Consider the following 16,820-nt stretch of genomic DNA (forward strand, 5'->3'; position numbering starts at 1 on the left):
CGGCCAGCGTATCCGTGAGCACAGCTCGTCGGCCCGGGATCATCCGTTCGGCTGACTCCTGGACGGCACACGGCCGCCTCCGAGGAGACGTCGGGGGAGCGGCCTACGATCGAGTCCATGCCGCCCGCACGCCTCCAGGACTGCACCGACGACGCATCTGTCCTCGTCGGCCGCTGGCTGGACGCCTCCCGCGGGGTGAAGCCCGACGCCCGAGCGGCCCGGCTCGCCGAGGTCCTGCGTGACGAGCGCGGCCTCGACTTCGCCCGCGGGTTCATCGACAAGGTGATCCGCCCCGACGACCCGAAGGTCGCCGCCCGCAACCTCGAGAAGGCCAGCCGTGACGTGCCGGACTTCCTCGCCTGGTACCTCCGCGGCGCCGTCACCGTCGGTGGGGGCTTCGCGACGATGGCGCCGTGGGCGGTCATCCCGTCCGCGCGGCGGGTGCTCCGCCGACTCGCCGGACACCTGGTGGTCGACGCCCCGTCGGCCCGACTCGGCTCCGCGCTCGGCAAGCTCGCCGGCACGGGCACCCGCCTCGACGTCCTGCCCCTCGGCCCGACCGTGTCCGGTCCTGCCGAGAGCGACCGTCGACTGGCGTGGACCACCGACCTGGTCGGACGCGACGACGTGCCCGCGGTGTCCTTCGCGGTGGCGGACGTCGTCCCGCCCACGTCGCCGTGGTCGCTCGAGGACGCCACCGTGCAGGCGGTCGACCGGCTCGTCCCGGTGTTCCGCGCAGCCGTCGCCGGGGGCACCACCGTCACGCTGCTCGTCGACGGCCCGCACGACCTCGACCTGACCGTCGCGGTGTTCCGGACGCTGCTCGACACGGACGAGTTCACCCACACGACCGCCGGCATCACGCTGCCCGCGTCGCTGCCGGACAGCCTCGGCGTCCTGGCGTCCCTGACCGACTGGGCGACCGCGCGACGGTTCCGCGGCGGCGCACCCATCCGGGTCCGGCTCGTCGACGGCGCCCACCTGGCCGAGGAACGCGCCGACGCCCTCGTGCACGCCCGCCCCTCGGCCCTCTTCGCCACCCGCCAGCAGATCGACACCGCACTCCTGCGCCTGCTCGACGCCGCGCTCACGCCGGAGCACACCGACGCCGTCCGGATCGCGCTCGCCGGACTCGATCCCGTCCTGCTCGCAGCCGCCCGCGTGCTCGCCGACCGTCGTGGGGTGACCGACGCGCTCGAGGTCGAGATGCTCCTCGGCATGACGGGCACCGTCCTCGACGCCGTCCGCGCCGACGTCGGCACGGTCACCCTCCTCACCCCCGTCGTGCACCCCGACCAGTTCGACGCCGCGATCCCGTACCTCGCCCGCCGGTTGCGCGAGGGTGCAGCAGCGTCGCCGTCCCCCTCGGGCGGCAGCGACGACGACCGAGCCGCAGCCGTGCAGCGCGGACACGACCGGCTCGTGGCCGCCGTCGCCGCGCTCGACGAACCCGCGCCGGTCACCCTCCGCGTCCAGGACCGCCGAGCACCCCTCGGCGCCCCCGAGATCCGCGCCGTGCACCCGCCCGCCGTCGACACCGACGCCGGGGTGGACGCGAACCGGCAGTGGGCCGCCGACCTGCTCCGCCGCGTGCCCCGCTCGCAGCTCGGCACCGCCACCATCCGCGGCGCCCGCGTCACCGACCGTCCCCGGCTCGAACGCACCATCGCCCGCACCGCGCAGGCCGGCGTCAACTGGGGTCGGCAGGACCCACAGGACCGCGCCGAACTGCTCGACCTCGTCGCGCACGAGCTCGAGGTCCGCCGTGCCGACCTGGTCGAGGTCGTCGTCGCCGAGACCGCGATGACCCTGACCGAGGCGGACCGTGAGGTCAGCGGTGCCGTCGACGCTGCCCACCACGCCGCCGACCGGGCACGTCACCTGGTTGACGTCGTGGGGGCCACCTTCGTCCCGCCACGGCTGACGGTCGTCGTCGCCCCGTGGAACTCGCCGCTGACCACCCCGGCGGACGGCGTGCTCTCGGCGCTCGCCGCCGGCAGCGGGGTCGTCCTCAAGCCGTCCCCGCTCGCCAAGCGGTCCGGTGCGGTGCTCGCCGACGTCCTCTGGAGCGCCGGCGTCCCGCACTCGCTGCTCCAGCTCGTCGACCTCGACGTCAGCGAACTCGGCCGCGACCTGGTGGCCCACCCCGCCGTCGACCGGGTGCTGCTCACCGGCTCGCCCGACACCGCCCGGTCGTTCCGGTGGTGGCGGGCCGGTCTGCCCCTCCTCGCCGACACCGGAGCGGTCTCGGCCGCCGTCGTCACCCCCGCGGCCGACGTCGACCAGGCCGTCCGCGACGTCGTCGCCTCGGCGTTCACCCAGTCCGGGCAGGCCGGCGCAGCGATCTCGCTCGTCGTGCTCGTCGGCTCGGTCGGCGAGGACGGTGCCGACAGCCGCTTCCTCCGCCAGCTCGCCGACGCCACCCGAGCACTCCGGGTCGCGTGGCCGACCGACCCCGCGGCGCAGCTCGGGCCGCTGGTCGTCGAGCCGACCGGGGCCGCACGCGCCGCCCTGACCGAGCTGGCACCGGGGGAGTCCTGGCTCGTCGAACCACGGCCGCTCGACGAGTCCGGCCGACTCTGGTCCCCGGGCGTCCGCGTCGGCGTCCGTCCCGGTAGCGCGTCCACCCACCCGGAGGCCGGCGTCCCGGTCCTCGGGGTGGTGCAGGTCGAGACGCTCGAGCAGGCGATCGCGCTCCAGAACGGCGGCGACCACGGGTTGGTCGAGGCGCTGCACACCCTCGACGTCGACGAGGTCGCCCGCTGGACCGACCAGGTCGCCGCCGGCACCCTGGTGGTGAACAGGGCCACCACGGACACGACCGTCGTCCGGCAGCCCGCCGGCGGCTGGGGGAGCTCCGCGGTCGGTGCCGGGGCCAAGCGTGGCGGCCCCGACTCGGTCGCGATGCTCGGGCACTGGGAACCCGTCCCGCGCACCGTGCACAAGAGCATCCAGCTGCACGGGTTGCCGCCGCGGGTCACCGCGCTCATCGAGGCGTCCCGCAGCGGGCTGTCCTTCGAGGAGTTCGACCAGGTCCGTGCCGGCGCCACCAGCGACGCCCGGGCACGGGAAGAGCGCTTCGGCCGGTCCCGCGACACCGCGGAGCTCGGCGTCGAGCGCAACGTGCTCCGGTACCGCCCGCAGTCCGTCGTGGTCCGACAGTCCGCCGACGTCAGCACCGGGGACCTCGTCCGCACCCTCGTCGCGGCGACTGCAGCACGTGCCCACGTGCTGCTCAGCACCGCCCGGGCCCTCCCCGGCCCCCTGACGCAGCTGCTCGCGAGCGGCCGCTCCCCGCTCGACGTGGTCGACCACCTGGTGGAGACCGACGCCGAGTTCCTCGACCGCGCGGCGTCCGGCGCGCTCCTGCGCGAGCAGTGGTCGGGCGGCACGGCGGAACCGCAGGACGCCATCGACCTGGTGCTGTCGCAGGGCTTCGAGCCCCGGCCGCACAGCGCCTTCGGTGGGCCGGGCTCGCGGATCCGCCTGCTCGGTGGCGACCCGCTCGCGCTCGAGGAGGCGCTCGGCGCCGGCATCGACACCGCCATCCACGACGCCCCCGTCGTCGAGGCCGGTGTCGTCGAGATGGCGCACTACCTCCGGGAGCAGACGGTCGTCGTCACGGCACACCGGCACGGGGACCTCGACCCCGAGTTCGCCCGCCTGCGCCTCTGACGTCGGGCGTGCGTGCCGGACGGGAGGCTCTGCCAGCGTCCGGTGCGTCGCGGACGTGATCCGGGCCTCCCGTCCGTTCTCCGCACGACCTGGGGTGCGCCCGTGAGGCGCACCCGGGTGCGGCGTAGCGTTCGTGCCATGAGTGCAACAGAGCGTGACAACGGCGTCCAGTCCGAGCCGATCATGGACGGTGCGACCGACGCGACGAACGAGGAGAAGCTCCACGGTCTCGTGCAGCAGGTCCAGCACGACCACGGCGACGAGGGTGCCGGCGTGATGGCCGACCACCTCCGTGACCGTCTCGACGAGACGGGTGTCGAGGCCGAGGACCCGGCGTCCGAGGTCGAGTAGCAGCGCGGCAGGACGACGACGGGAGCCCCGCCGACCATGTGGTCTGCGGGGCTCCCGCGCGTGTGGGGTGGTGCCTACCCGAGCACGGTGAGTGCCTGGTTGACGGTCCGTGAGCCGACGTTCTGCCGGTCGGCGATGTACTTGACGGTGATGACGTGCGAGCCGACGGCCAGCGGCACACCCTGCTTCCAGTTGCCCTTGCCGACCCGGAAGCGCGCGATCTGCTCGGACTTGCCGAGCCTGGTGATGACGACCTCACCGGGTTCCGCGGTGCCGGACAGCTGGGCGAGGCCGTCGATGGTCTGCTTCTTCCCCGGGTCGACCGAGAAGACGATGCTGGACGTCCGCGGCACGGCGACGATCCGGGTCTCCTTGGCGAGCTCCTGGCCGCCGGGGGTGCCGGGGGTGCCGCGGAGCGTGACGCCGAAGACCGCGTGGTCGTCGCCGGCGTACGACACGTCCTGCTTGCTCGTCCAGCGGCCGTCCACGACGGGGACGGTCTCCGTCGATCGGCGGAAGGAGTTGTTGACGATGGTGACCTCTCCAGCGGTGGCGGTGCCGCTGATCGTGGTCGCACCGTCCTCGACGACCACGGTCGCGCCGTTGGCCAGGTCGATCCCCCAGGCGGGGTCGGCGGCCTCGATGCTCGAACGCGGACTGACTGCTGAGCTCGGCGTGCCGGTGGAGGCGGAGGCCGGGGACGCGGCGAGGGAGGGTGCGAGGAGGCACGTGCCGATGAGGGCAGCGGCGCCGAGGGCGACGGGACGGAGTGACATGAGCCGACTTTCTCTGGGGGACGGTGCGCTCAGTATTCTGTATTCCACTCCTCGAACAGCCTCTGAGTGTGATGACCACCCGCGCCGCTGCTCTCGCCCGTGGGGGGCGACCGGCAGCGCCGGACGACGGGAGCCCCGCCGACCATGTGGTCGGCGGGGCTCCCGTGTGCGTGGTGCAGACCTACTCGGCCACGGACAAGAGGACGTTCCGAGACGTCGACGACACGTTCGGGCGGTCCGAGATGTACTTGATGGTGATCGCGTGGCGACCAGCCGCCAGCGGCACGCCCTGCTTCCAGGCGCCCTTGCCGACCGTGAAGCGCGCGACCTCGCCGGGCTTGTTGCGTTCGGTGATGACGATCTCGCCGGCCTCACTGGTGCCGGAGAGCTGCGCCAGGCCGTCGACGACCTGCGGCTCGGGGTCGAGCGTGAAGTCGACGATCTCCGACTCGGGAACGGCGAAGGTGCGGGTCTCCTCGGCGGACTTGAACGCTCCGGGGGCCTCGCGGAGGACGAAGTCGAAGGTCATCTTGTCCGTCCCGAGGTAGGGCACGTACTCCGTCGCACTCCAGCGGCCGTCCACGACCGGGACGGTCTGCGTGCTGTGGTAGTACCGGTTGACGATCGTGACCTCGCCCTTCGTGGCGGTGCCGGTCAGCGTCGTCGTCCCGTCGTCGACGGCGACCGTCCCGCGGTCGGCGACGTCGATGCCCCACGCGGCGTCGACCGGGCCGCGCTGTTCCGTGATCTGGATCGAGCGGCTCTCGCGACGGACCTGCTCGCCGTCGACGGTCAGCAGGAACGTGAGGGACTGGTGCCCGTACTCGCTCACCGGGTAGTCGACGCTCCACTTGCCGTCGTGCACCTCGGTCTGCACGACGTCCTCGCGGTTGCCGTTCCGGACGGTGACGGTGCCGTCGGGTGCGGTACCGGTGAGGGCGACCTTGCCGTCGAGCGCCTCGAAGACCTGTCCCTCGGTGACGTCGAGCCCCCACTTGCCGGCGACCGGGGCAGTCTCGGCGACGGTCGTGACCTGGCGCTTGACGGTGTTCGTGACCGGGCCGCCCTCGGTGGCGCGGAGCTGGAACGTGACGGTGAAGCTGGCACCGAGCCAGGAGGGGAGGTCGGCGGTCCACTTGCCGTCCGTCACCGGGACGGTGGTGGTGGCACCCAGGCCGGTGACGGTGACCTGACCGGCGGTCGCGGTGCCGGTGAACGTCACGGTGCCGTCGTGCAGTTCGACGTCGGAGCGGTTCGGGGTGTCGACGGCGAAGGCGCTGTCGGCGGGGACGGTGACGTCGACGGTGCGTTCGTCCTTGCGGACCTGCTCGCCGTCGACGGTCAGGGCGAACCGCAGGGTGAGTCCGCCGGCGGACCGGACGGGGACCTCGACGCTCCAGCGGCCGTCGCGTGCTTCGGTGGTGGCGACCGTCTCGCCGCTGAGGTCCTTCGCGGTCACGGTGCCGTCGGGGGCGGTGCCGGTGAGGGTGACCGTGCCGTCCTTCGCCGTGACCTTCTGGCCCTGGGCGAAGTCGAACCCCCACTTGCCGGCGATGGGGGCGGTCTCGGCGACGGTGGTGACCTGGCGCTTGACGGTGTTCGTGACCGGGCCGCCGTGGGTGTGGCGGAGCTGGAAGGTGACGTCGAAGGTGGCGCCGAGCCGGGCCGGGAGGTCGGCGGTCCACGTGCCGTTCTCCACCGGCACGGTGGTGGTGGCGCCGAGACCGGCGACGGTGACCTCACCGCTGGTGGCCTCGCCGGTGAACCGGACCGAGCCGTCGTGCAGCTCGACGTCGGAGCGGTTCGGGGTGTCGACGGCGAAGGCGCTGTCTGCGGGGACCGTGACGTCGACGTACCGGTAGTCGCTGCGGACCTGCTTGCCGTCGACGGTGAGGAGGAAGCGCAGGGTGGTGGGGCCGGTGGCGGCGACCGGGACCTCGACGCTCCAACGGCCGTCTCGCGCCTCGGTGCTGGCGATCGGGGTGCCGTTGTGCGACGTGACGTCGACGGTGCCGTCGGGGGCGGTTCCGGTCAGGGTGACCTTGCCGTCCTTCGCGGTGACCTCCTGGCCCTGGGCGAAGTCGAAGCCCCACTTGCCGGCGACCGGGGTGACCTCGGCGACGGTGGTGACCTGGCGCTTGACCGTGTTGGTGACGAGGCCGCCGTGGCTGGCGCGCAGCTGGAACGTGGCATCGAAGGTGACACCGAGTCGGGCGGGGAGGTCGGCCGTCCACTTGCCGTCCTCCACGGGGACGGTGGTGGTGCCACCGAGACCGGCGACGGTGACCTCGCCGGTGGTCGCGGTGCCGGTGAACCGGACCGAGCCGTCGTGCAGCTCGACGTCCGATCGGTTCGGGGTGTCGACGGCGAACGCGCTGTCGGCGGGGACGGTGACGTCGACCCGTCGGTAGTCGTGGCGGACCTGCTTGCCGTCGACCGTCAGGATGAAGTGCAGGTGGGTGAGCCCGGTGGACTCGACCGGGACCTCGACGCTCCACCGCCCGTCGGCGGTCGTGGTGCTCGCCAACGCGTCGCCGTAGGTGCCCTTGACGGCGACCGTGCCGTCCGGGGCGGTGCCGGTCAGGGTGATCTTCCCGTCCTCCGCGGTCACCGCCTGGTCCGGTGCGAAGTCGAAGCCCCACTTGCCGGCGACGGGGGTCGTCTGTGCGATCGTGCTGACCTGGCGCTGCGCGGTGGCCGTGACCGGACCGCCGTCGGTCGCGCGGAGGTCGAACCGTGCCGAGATGGCGACCCCGACCCGGGCGGGCACGTCCGCGGCCCACTTGCCGTCGCGGACCGGGGCCGTGACCGTGGCGCCGCGGGTCGTGACGGTGACGGTGCCTGTGGTCGCGGTCCCGGTGAAGGTGACGACGCCGTCGTGGACCTCGACCTGGGCCTCGTTGGCGGTGTCGACGTGCCAGGCGTCGTCGTGGTCCTGGACGTCCGAACGCTGGCTCGCGGCGGAGACCGGTGCGGCGGCGGCGAACGACGGGGACGGCAGGAAGGACGGTGCGAGCAGGCAGGTGCCGATGACGGCAGCGGCACCGAGGATGACTGGACGGGGTGTCATGTTCCGACTTTCAGTGGAGGGACAGTACATCCCGTATCTTGTGTTCCACTAGCCGAAGAGCCTCTGCATGCGATGGTCACCGGTGTCCAGCCGGGTCCCGTCCGGTCCGGTCCCGTCCGGTCCCGCTGGTCTCAGCGGCGACGCCCCGTCCCCACGAGCCCGATCTCGAGCACCGTCAACAGCAGGGCGATCCAGACCTGGCGGGCCGCGAAGGGCCGCGACCGCCGATCCAGTGCCAGCAGCGGCACCATCGACAGTCCGTGTGCGGCGTCGACCGCAGCGCTCAGCGTGTGGGCCTCCGGCGTCGCGGCACGGGCCACGAGACCGGCCTGCACCAGCTGTCGGACGCCCAGGACCCGGCCGAACACGGCGACCCGGCCGCTCGCGCGCTGCGCCCCGACCAGGTGCGCGACACCGATGGCCGCGCGGAGGACCTCGACGACCGCCGTCCGGTCCCGCTCCCGCCCGCGGCTCATCGGCGGCGACCCGCAGCCGTGGCGACCGCGAGCCCGGCGACACCGAGCGCTGCGCCGATGAGCCCGTTGCCCAGGCGACGGTGCTCCACCCACCAGGTCTGCGGCGACCACTCGTGGGCCTGCTCGTCGAAGATGCCGTGCGCGCCGTGGTCGCCCGGCACCGGTTCGTAGAGGTTCGACGGCAGCGTCTCGTCGCCGTCCTTGTCCTCGGCCTGCTGTCCCTGCACCAGGGTCTTCGCCGCGTACCAGTCCGCGAACCGGCCGCTGATCCGGTTGCCCAGGATCGTGTACACCGTCGACTCGCCGACCCAGGTCCGGCGACGGGGGCGCTCGGCGGTGGCGGCGATCGCGCGGGCACCGACCTCCGGCTGGTAGATCGGCGCGACGGGCTGCGGGTGGTGCGGCAGCTTCGTCTTCACCCAGTTGAACTGGATGGTGTTGAGGGCGGGCATGTCGACCCGGCTGACCTGCACCTTGCTGCCCTGCTCGAGCAGCTCGGACACGACGGACTCGGTGAAGCCGACGATCGCGTGCTTCGCGCCGCAGTACGCCGCCTGCAGCGGGATGCCGCGGAAGCCGAGCGCCGAACCCACCTGGATGACCTGGCCACGGTCGCGGGGGACCATGCGGGTCAGGGCCGCGCGGGTGCCGTTCACGAAGCCCAGGTAGGTGACGTCGAGCGCCCGTTCGAAGTCCTCCGGCGCGGTGTCGAGGAACTTGCCGAAGACCCCGACCATGACGCCGTTCACCCACAGGTCGATGGGGCCGAGCTCGGCTTCGACGCGGTCGGCGGCGTCCTCCACGGCCTGGCGGTCGGAGACGTCCGCGACGAGCGCCAGGCCTCGACGACCGGCGGCCTCGACCTCGGCGACGGCAGCGTGCACGCCGTCCGCACCACGTGCCAGGACGGCCACGTCCCAGCCGCGGGACGCCAGTTCACGGACCGTCGCCCGTCCCAGTCCAGCCGAACCACCGGTCACCACAGCCACACGAGTCATGCACCCCTTCTACGCGGTGCGGGCGCCCCGGCGGTCAGCCGCTGTCCCCCGCCGGGCGGCCGGCGGCGGCCGTGCCGGCGCCGAGCCTCGGCTGCGCGGACAGTTCGCGGCGTCCCGCGGCCGCAGAGTGTCCCCAGGGCCGAGCCTCGGGCCGGCCTCGGCCCCGCCTGGCGGGCCCGCCTCAGGCCGGCCAGGCCGGCGCCGTCAGGCGCGCGGGCCCGCGAAGCGCGTCACGACACCGGGGGAGTACAGCACCGAGTCCGGCTCGAGCTCCGTCAACGCCAGCGGCAGCCCGGCCGCGCCGATCAGGTCGTCCCGCAGTCGGGTCAGGGACGCCCGGTGCACCACCCACGAGTCGTGCTCGTTCGGCCACCACGAGGTCCGACCGGCCCGCCCGACGTGCATGCCCCACCGGGCGGTGAGGAACGACTCGAGCGGGGTCGGTTCCGTGATCGGCTCGCCGACCTCGACCTCGAGCAGGGACCGCAGGCGGGAACCGTGCCGGTGCACGGCGTACGCCGTCCGGTCGCCGTGCTGCCGCCGGGCGACCCGCGCCCAGTGGTACGGCGTGCCGGTCACGACACGGGCTGCGGCGGCGGGCAGGAACTTCCCGGCGTCGAGCGACAGGAACACCACCCCGCGGCGGCCGGAGTCGTCGCGGGTGTAGACGCGGACGTTGACCTCGAGGAAGTCGCCGACGCTGCCGGTCCGGCCGAGCGGGCCGAACGGCGGGAACCGGGTGTCCTCGAAGCTGAACGCGATGAGGCCCACCCACGTGGTCGTGCCGTCGTCGGAGCCGTCCGGCGCCATCGTGTCGGGCCGGGTGCCGGTGGGCAGCAGTGGCGCCACCGCGGACACGTCCACCCGCCAGTGCACGAAGACGACGTCGCGCCAGGCCTGTTCGATCCAGGGTCGCCCCGGCAGGGCGGGCGCGGTGGGCGTCACGGCCTGGAGGCTCGGGGCACCCCCGTCGGGCAGCGTCGCGGTCATCAGGTGGTCCCGTCCGTCGTCGTGGTCGGGTCCATCGTGCCCTGCTCCGCTGTGCCCTGCCCAGCTGGTCCTACCCCGCTTAGCCCGACCCCGTCGGGCTCGCCGACCCCACCGCGGGCTGGTCGTCCCAGCCCTGCTGCGGCGTCGCGCACGTGCCGCGGAACACGTACTGCGAGGGTCGCTTCCGCTCGTTCGACACCCAGTCGATCGCGGGTCGTCGTCGTTCCGGCGGCAGGTACCCGATCCGGTACACGGCCATCAGCTCCAGCTCCGGCGGGACCTCGAGCAGCCGTTCGACCTCGTGCCAGGACTCCTCGATCTCCATCGGGAAGGACACGAACTGGATGCCGAGGCCGAGCTCCGTCGTCGTCAGCCAGACGTTCTCCATCGCGGCGCCCATGCTGAACACCGAGTAGAAGGCGTTGCGGGCCTCCTTCCGGTACTCGTCGCGGTCGAGCATCACGCCGAGCAGCAGGGGTGACCCGGCGACGAGCTTCCGGTTCTCCTCGCCCAGGGTCTGCGGCACCCGCAGGGCGTTCATGAGGAACTGCCCCCGCTTCGTGAACACCTGGTTCGTGAACGGACGCAGCGGCTTCGGCAGCTTGTCGAACAGCATGCCGTCGCGGCGCTCGTCCATCTCGGCCTGCGAGAACCGGAAGTACGGCCGGTACCGCTCGAAGAAGCTGCCCGCGGCCATGGTCTGCGTCATCGCCCGGCCGCTGATCGCCGCGATGCGGTCGATCGTCTGCCGCTCCTCGACCAGGACGAAGCGCCACGGCTGGCTGTTCAGCTGCGAGGGCGCCCGTCCGGCCAGCTCGACCAGCAGGCGCTGGTGCTCCTCGGACACCGGGTCCGGCAGGAACGCTCCGTTGGTGGTGCGTCGGCGCCGGATGGCCTCGATGAGTTCCACGGGTGTCCTTCCGCCTCGGCGTCGAGCGGTCAGCGCCGGGCCAGGACCGCCCCTAGGTAGGACGGTGCGGCGGCGACCGCGGTCTTCCAGTGTGCTCCGGTGCGGGGGTTCGTCCGTGGAGCAAGGGCCAGGGGGACCAGTGCCGGCAGCAGGAACAGTGCGTCGCGGGACCGCGTCCAGAGCGGGGTCGTCGCGGCTGCTCCGGTGAGGACGGCGGTCGTCACGAACAGGCCGTGGTGCACGACGCGCAGCTTGCGGGTGCGGATCGGGCGCACCGCGACCGCGGTGCCCCACAGGCAGTTGACGACGTACGACGCGGTCGCAGCGGTGACCAGCCGCCGGGCGGCCACCGACCCGGGAGGCCCGCCGCGCCTCCCGACCGTCGTCCCACGTCCCATGCACGCGAACCTACCCGCCCGCGACTCGCAACCCGGGCGGCTGCGCGCACGGGGACACCGCTGCGCGATGACGCCCACGTTGCGTTCCGCGGGAGAGGAGGTCAGTCGGAGCCGCGGCTGACGAGCTTCGACAGCACGATCGCGGAGCGGGTGTGGTCGACCTGGGGGGCGAGGCGGACGCGGTCCAGTGCCTCCTCGAGCGCGGGCAGGTCTCGTGACCGCATGTGCACGACCGCGTCGGCGCTGCCGGTGACCGTGCCGGCGTCGACCACCTCGGGCACGGCGTCGAGCAGGGTGCGCAGTTCGTCGGGGGAGACCGTGCCGCGGCAGTACAGCTCGACCCAGGCCTCGGTGCCGCGGTCGTCGACGGCCGGGTCGACCTTGATCGTGAAGCCCTGGATCACGCCGTCGGCCACGAGCCGGTCGACGCGGCGCTTCACGGCGGAGGCGGACAGCCCGACGACCGAGCCGATGTCGCCGTAGCCGGCGCGGGCGTTCTCCCGCAGCTGGTCGAGGATGCGGTGGTCGAGCGAATCCATTGTGACCATCTTACGCGTGGTCGTTGCGAGCAGACACGGATCGACGCACGAAACGTGCGCCCAGTGCGGGGGTGCGGTGCTGTGTTCCGTTCCCATCCTGTGGTTGACTCTCGCTCAGGCGTCGACCTGGTCCGCCTCCGGCGAGTGAGCCTGCATCTCGTCGGAGCTCTCACCGTGGTGGTTCCTGGCAGGCTCGGGCCCCGGTCCTGGAGGACCTCGTGTCGAACACCGCACCCCAGCCCACCACCGCCCTGCAGCGCACGGCCACACACCGCACCGTCCTGATGTGCAAGCCGATCCACTACACGGTCAGCTACCGGATCAACCCCTGGATGCACCCGGAGGAGCCGACCGACACCGCGAAGGCCGTCGCGCAGTGGCAGAGCCTCGTCGACGTGTACGAGCAGCTCGGCTTCGCGATCCACCAGATCGAGCCGATCGAGGGCCTGCCGGACATGGTCTACGCGGCCAACGGCGGCTTCGTCCTCGACGGTGTCGCGTACGGCGCGAAGTTCCAGTACCCGGAGCGTCAGCCCGAGGGCCCGGCGTACATGGACTGGTTCCGGCAGGCCGGCCTGACCGTCGCCGAGCCCGAGGAGACGAACGAGGGCGAGGGTGACTTCCTGCTCATCGGCGACACCATCTACGCCGGCACCGGGTTCCGCTCCGACAGCACCTCGCACGAGGAGCTCGCCCGCGTGTACGGCCGCGAGGTCGTCACCCTGAAGCTGATCAATCCGAACTTCTACCACCTGGACACCGCGATCGCTGCCCTCGACCCGGTGCCCGACGCGTCCGGCCGCTCCAACATCGCCTACCTCGAGAGTGCCTTCGACGAACCGTCCCTGGCCATCCTCCGCGAGCGCTTCCCGGACGCGATCATCGCGACCGAGGAGGACGCCGCGATCCTCGGCCTGAACTCGTACTCCGACGGGTACAACGTCGTGATCGCCGCACGTGCCACCACGTTCGCCGAGCAGCTGCGCGAGAAGGGCTACAACCCGATCGGCGTCGACCTGTCCGAGCTGCTCCTGGGCGGCGGCGGCGTGAAGTGCTGCACGCTCGACCTGCACCCGATCGGTACCGGCACCTCCGTGGCGCGCTCCTGATGGCCGGCGCGCTCGGCGTGGCCACGGCTGCGGCGCTCGCCGTGGAGGACCGTGCCCTCGCCCACAACTACAGCCCGCTCCCGGTGGTCATCGCCTCGGGCCACGGGGCGACCGTCACCGACGTCGACGGCCGCACCTACCTGGACGGACTGGCCGCCTACTCGGCGGTCAACTTCGGACACGGCAACCCGCGCCTCCTGACCGCGGCCCGCGACCAGCTCGACCGCGTGACCCTGACGAGCCGGGCGTTCGTCAACGACCGCCTCGGCCCGTTCGCCACCGGTCTGACCGAGCTCACCGGCACCGAGATGATGCTGCCGATGAACACCGGCGCCGAAGCCGTCGAGTCGGCGATCAAGGTCGCCCGCGCCTGGGGCTACCGCGTCAAGGGCGTCCCCGCCGGACAGGCGACCGTCATCGTCGCGAGCGGGAACTTCCACGGCCGCACGACGACGATCATCTCGTTCTCGGACGACCCCGACGCGCGCAACGACTTCGGGCCGTACACGCCCGGGTTCCGCACCGTGCCGTACGGCGACGCAGCGGCACTGCGGGAGGCGATGGACGAGACCGTCGTGGCCGTCCTGCTCGAGCCGATCCAGGGTGAGGGCGGCGTCGTCATCCCACCCGCCGACTACCTGCCCGCCGTCCGCGAGGTCTGCGACGAGTTCGGCGCGCTGTTCATCGCCGACGAGATCCAGTCCGGCCTCGGGCGTACCGGCCACACCCTGGCGGTGCAGCGGGTCGGCGTGACGCCGGACCTCGTCACGCTCGGCAAGGCCCTCGGCGGCGGGATCGTCCCGGTCTCCGCCGTCGTCGGTCGCGCGGACGTGCTCGGGGTCCTGCGTCCCGGCGAGCACGGCTCGACCTTCGGCGGCAACCCGCTCGCCGCGGCCGTCGGGTCGGAGGTCGTCGCGATGCTCGCCGAGGGGACCTTCCAGCAGCGGGCACTCGACGGCGAACCGGTCCTCCGCGGGTTCCTCGACCAACTCGTCGGGCACGGCGTCCTCACCCACCGGGTCGCCGGACTCTGGGCCGGGATCGACATCGACCCCGCGCTCGGCACCGGCAAGCAGGTCGCGAAGGAGCTCGCCGCGCGCGGGGTGCTCGTGAAGGACACGCACGGGTCGACGATCCGCTTCGCGCCGCCGCTCGTCGTCACCGACGAGGAGATCGCCACCGCGATGCAGGCCCTCGGCGCGGTCCTCCGCGACCTGGCGTAGCCCGTCCGCGGAACACCGGTGTTTCCGCATCACATCGCGTGATTCGGCGGTGTGATGCGGAAACACCGGTGTCTTCGGGGTCAACCCGCCACGGGCGGACGGGAGGCTCGTGGCGGGGCCGCCCCGCGCCTCCCGTCCGACAGGTGGCGCTAGACGCGACCCGGCGCGTACGCCTCGGCGAGCCGGTCCATCAGCGCGTCCTTCTCCTCGTCGACGACCTGCGCCTCCGGGTGCGCGTCGTACCAGGCGACCAGTTCACGGGCGCCCTCGCGGAACGAGGTGCGCGCCGCCCAACCCGGCACGAGCGTCCGCACCTTGCTGTTGTCGAACACCATGCTGTTCGCCTTGTCGCCGACCACACCCGCGCCCCACTCCGGATCCGCGGCCATGATCGCGTCCGCCGGCACGTGCACGATCTGCGGTTCCGGCGCCCCCGCGGCGGCGGCGACCTCCTGGTGGATGCGGTCCCACGTCGGCGACTCCTGGCCGGTGATGTGGAACGCCTCGCCGATCGCCTCGGCCCGGTCCAGCACCCCGACGAACGCGACCGCGAAGTCCCGCGCGTGCGTGATCGTCCACAGCGAGGTCCCGTCACCCGGCACGACCACCGGCTTGCCCGCCCGCATCCGCGCGACGACCGTCCAGCCGCCGTCGAACGGCAGCAGCGTCTCGTCGTAGGTGTGCGACGGCCGGATGATCGTCATCGGGAAGTCGTCCTGCCGGTACGCGGCGACCAGCAGGTCCTCGCACGCGATCTTGTCCCGCGAGTACTGCCAGTACGGGTTCTTCAGCGGCGTCGACTCCGTCACCGGCAGGTGCGTCGGCGGGGTCTGGTAGGCCGAAGCCGAGCTGATGAACACGTACTGGCGGGTCTTGCCGGTGAAGAAGTCGATGTCGGCCTGCACCTGGTCCGGGGTGAACGCGACGAAGTCGATGACCACGTCGAAGGTGCGGTCGCCGATCGCCGCCGCCAGGGCGTCCCGGTCTGCGACGTCGGCCTGGAGGCGCGTCACCGCATCCGGCAACGCCCGCTTCTCCGTCGTGCCCCGGTTGAGCACCGCGACGTCGAAGCCCTGGTCCACCGCCTCGCGCACGCAGGCGGCGCTGATGATGCCGCTCCCGCCGATGAACAGCACGCTGGATCCGGTCATGGATGCTCCCTTGCTCCCGGCGGTGCGTCCGCGCACCGCGCCTCTTGCGATCCTGCACCGTCGGGGCCGCGTACCGTCACGGGCGTGCCGCATCGACGCGGCCACGACAGGAGTGACAGACACATGGAGTACCGCTACCTCGGCAACTCGGGCCTCAAGGTCTCCGAGATCACCTACGGCAACTGGCTCACCCACGCCTCCCAGGTCGAGAACGACGCGGCGATCGCCTGCGTCAAGGCCGCCCTCGAGGTCGGCATCTCGACGTTCGACACCGCCGACGTGTACGCGAACACCGGCGCCGAGACCGTCCTCGGCGAAGCCCTCAAGGGGGAGCGTCGCCAGTCCCTCGAGATCGCGACGAAGGTCTTCGGGCCGACCGGTCCCAAGGGCCACAACGACACGGGGCTGTCGCGCAAGCACATCCTCGAGTCCATCGACGGCTCGCTCGGCCGCCTGCAGACCGACTACGTCGACCTGTACCAGGCGCACCGCTACGACCACGAGACCCCGCTCGAAGAGACGATGCAGGCGTTCGCCGACGTGGTCCGTGCGGGCAAGGTCCTGTACGTCGGCGTCTCGGAGTGGACCGCCGACCAGCTCCGGGCCGGTGCGGCACTGGCGAAGGACCTCGGCTTCCAGCTCATCTCGAACCAGCCGCAGTACTCCGCGCTCTGGCGGGTCATCGAGGAGGAGGTCGTCCCCACCTCGAAGGAACTCGGCATCTCGCAGATCGTCTGGTCCCCGATCGCGCAGGGTGTGCTCACCGGCAAGTACCAGCCCGGTCAGCCGCTGCCCGAGGGGTCCCGCGCGACCGACGACAAGGGCGGCGCGAAGATGATCTCGCGCTTCATGAACGACGAGGTGCTCACCGCCGTGCAGGAGCTCAAGCCGATCGCCGACGAGCTCAGCCTGTCGATGGCGCAGCTCGCCGTTGCCTGGGTGCTGCAGAACGAGAACGTGGCGTCCGCGATCATCGGTGCCTCGCGACCGGAGCAGGTGCACGACAACGCCGGCGCTGCCGGAGTGCAGATCCCCGCCGAGCTGATGTCCCGCATCGACGACGCCCTCGGGGCTGTCGTCGAGCGTGACCCGGCGAAGACGAACGACAGCAGCCCGAAGACCCGCGAGGCGTAGGCCGCGCTGCCCAGCCGGGA

General features: G+C 72.4%; 14 protein-coding genes. 5 read left to right on the forward strand and 9 right to left on the reverse strand.

The features are described 5' to 3' along the window. Positions 1-117: 117 nt before the first annotated feature. Both SOM35_RS03260 and SOM35_RS03265 read left to right on the forward strand, forming a co-directional pair. Positions 118-3,675, forward strand: a complete 3,558-nt coding sequence (locus tag SOM35_RS03260) for a proline dehydrogenase family protein (protein ID WP_320514363.1) — start codon at positions 118-120, stop codon at positions 3,673-3,675. A 138-nt stretch (positions 3,676-3,813) separates the two neighbouring features. Further along, on the forward strand, positions 3,814-4,026 hold the full coding sequence (locus SOM35_RS03265; protein ID WP_111076405.1) for a hypothetical protein: 213 nt from the start codon (positions 3,814-3,816) through the stop codon (positions 4,024-4,026). A gap of 74 nt (positions 4,027-4,100) precedes the next feature. Here the strand turns inward: SOM35_RS03265 and SOM35_RS03270 are convergent, their stop codons facing one another. The 8 genes from SOM35_RS03270 to SOM35_RS03305 form a co-directional block, all read right to left on the reverse strand. After that, a complete protein-coding gene (locus SOM35_RS03270) occupies positions 4,101-4,802 on the reverse strand; it encodes a hypothetical protein (RefSeq protein ID WP_320514364.1) in 702 nt (233 codons plus the stop codon). 181 nt (positions 4,803-4,983) lie between these two features. Then, positions 4,984-7,872, reverse strand: a complete 2,889-nt coding sequence (locus SOM35_RS03275; protein WP_320514365.1) for a hypothetical protein — start codon at positions 7,870-7,872, stop codon at positions 4,984-4,986. A gap of 131 nt (positions 7,873-8,003) precedes the next feature. Further along, entirely contained in the window at positions 8,004-8,348 is a 345-nt protein-coding gene (locus SOM35_RS03280) for a hypothetical protein (RefSeq protein WP_320514366.1), read from the reverse strand. Then, positions 8,345-9,346, reverse strand: coding sequence for an SDR family oxidoreductase (locus SOM35_RS03285; protein WP_320514367.1), 1,002 nt, complete (start codon positions 9,344-9,346; stop codon positions 8,345-8,347). Before SOM35_RS03285 ends, SOM35_RS03280 begins: the two co-directional genes overlap by 4 nt. A 204-nt stretch (positions 9,347-9,550) precedes the next feature. Then, a complete protein-coding gene (locus SOM35_RS03290; protein WP_320514368.1) occupies positions 9,551-10,336 on the reverse strand; it encodes a YqjF family protein in 786 nt (261 codons plus the stop codon). A 79-nt stretch (positions 10,337-10,415) separates the two neighbouring features. Then, the gene (locus SOM35_RS03295) at positions 10,416-11,246 is read right to left on the reverse strand and encodes a nitroreductase family protein (protein WP_320514369.1); all 831 of its coding nucleotides are present in this window, start codon (positions 11,244-11,246) and stop codon (positions 10,416-10,418) included. A 29-nt stretch (positions 11,247-11,275) separates the two neighbouring features. Next, positions 11,276-11,644: a hypothetical protein gene (locus SOM35_RS03300; RefSeq protein ID WP_320514370.1), complete on the reverse strand. Its 369-nt coding sequence runs from the start codon at positions 11,642-11,644 to the stop codon at positions 11,276-11,278. A gap of 101 nt (positions 11,645-11,745) precedes the next feature. Then, entirely contained in the window at positions 11,746-12,183 is a 438-nt protein-coding gene (locus SOM35_RS03305; protein ID WP_111076413.1) for an Lrp/AsnC family transcriptional regulator, read from the reverse strand. Between the two features lie 218 nt (positions 12,184-12,401). Here SOM35_RS03305 and ddaH point away from each other — a divergent pair, with 218 nt between their 5' ends. Beyond that, positions 12,402-13,292 carry a dimethylargininase gene (gene ddaH / locus SOM35_RS03310; protein ID WP_341850136.1) on the forward strand — a complete coding sequence of 297 codons (891 nt, stop codon included), beginning with the start codon at positions 12,402-12,404 and terminating at the stop codon, positions 13,290-13,292. Continuing rightward, positions 13,292-14,515: an ornithine--oxo-acid transaminase gene (rocD, locus tag SOM35_RS03315; protein WP_320514371.1), complete on the forward strand. Its 1,224-nt coding sequence runs from the start codon at positions 13,292-13,294 to the stop codon at positions 14,513-14,515. Before ddaH ends, rocD begins: the two co-directional genes overlap by 1 nt. Before the next feature lie 149 nt (positions 14,516-14,664). Here the strand turns inward: rocD and SOM35_RS03320 are convergent, their stop codons facing one another. Next, positions 14,665-15,666: an SDR family oxidoreductase gene (locus tag SOM35_RS03320; protein WP_221849046.1), complete on the reverse strand. Its 1,002-nt coding sequence runs from the start codon at positions 15,664-15,666 to the stop codon at positions 14,665-14,667. Between the two features lie 123 nt (positions 15,667-15,789). Here SOM35_RS03320 and SOM35_RS03325 point away from each other — a divergent pair, with 123 nt between their 5' ends. Beyond that, positions 15,790-16,800 carry an aldo/keto reductase family protein gene (locus SOM35_RS03325; RefSeq protein WP_221849045.1) on the forward strand — a complete coding sequence of 337 codons (1,011 nt, stop codon included), beginning with the start codon at positions 15,790-15,792 and terminating at the stop codon, positions 16,798-16,800. The last annotated feature ends 20 nt before the right edge of the window (positions 16,801-16,820 follow it).

The organism is Curtobacterium sp. CFBP9011 (assembly GCF_034045095.1).
Classification (GTDB): domain Bacteria; phylum Actinomycetota; class Actinomycetes; order Actinomycetales; family Microbacteriaceae; genus Curtobacterium.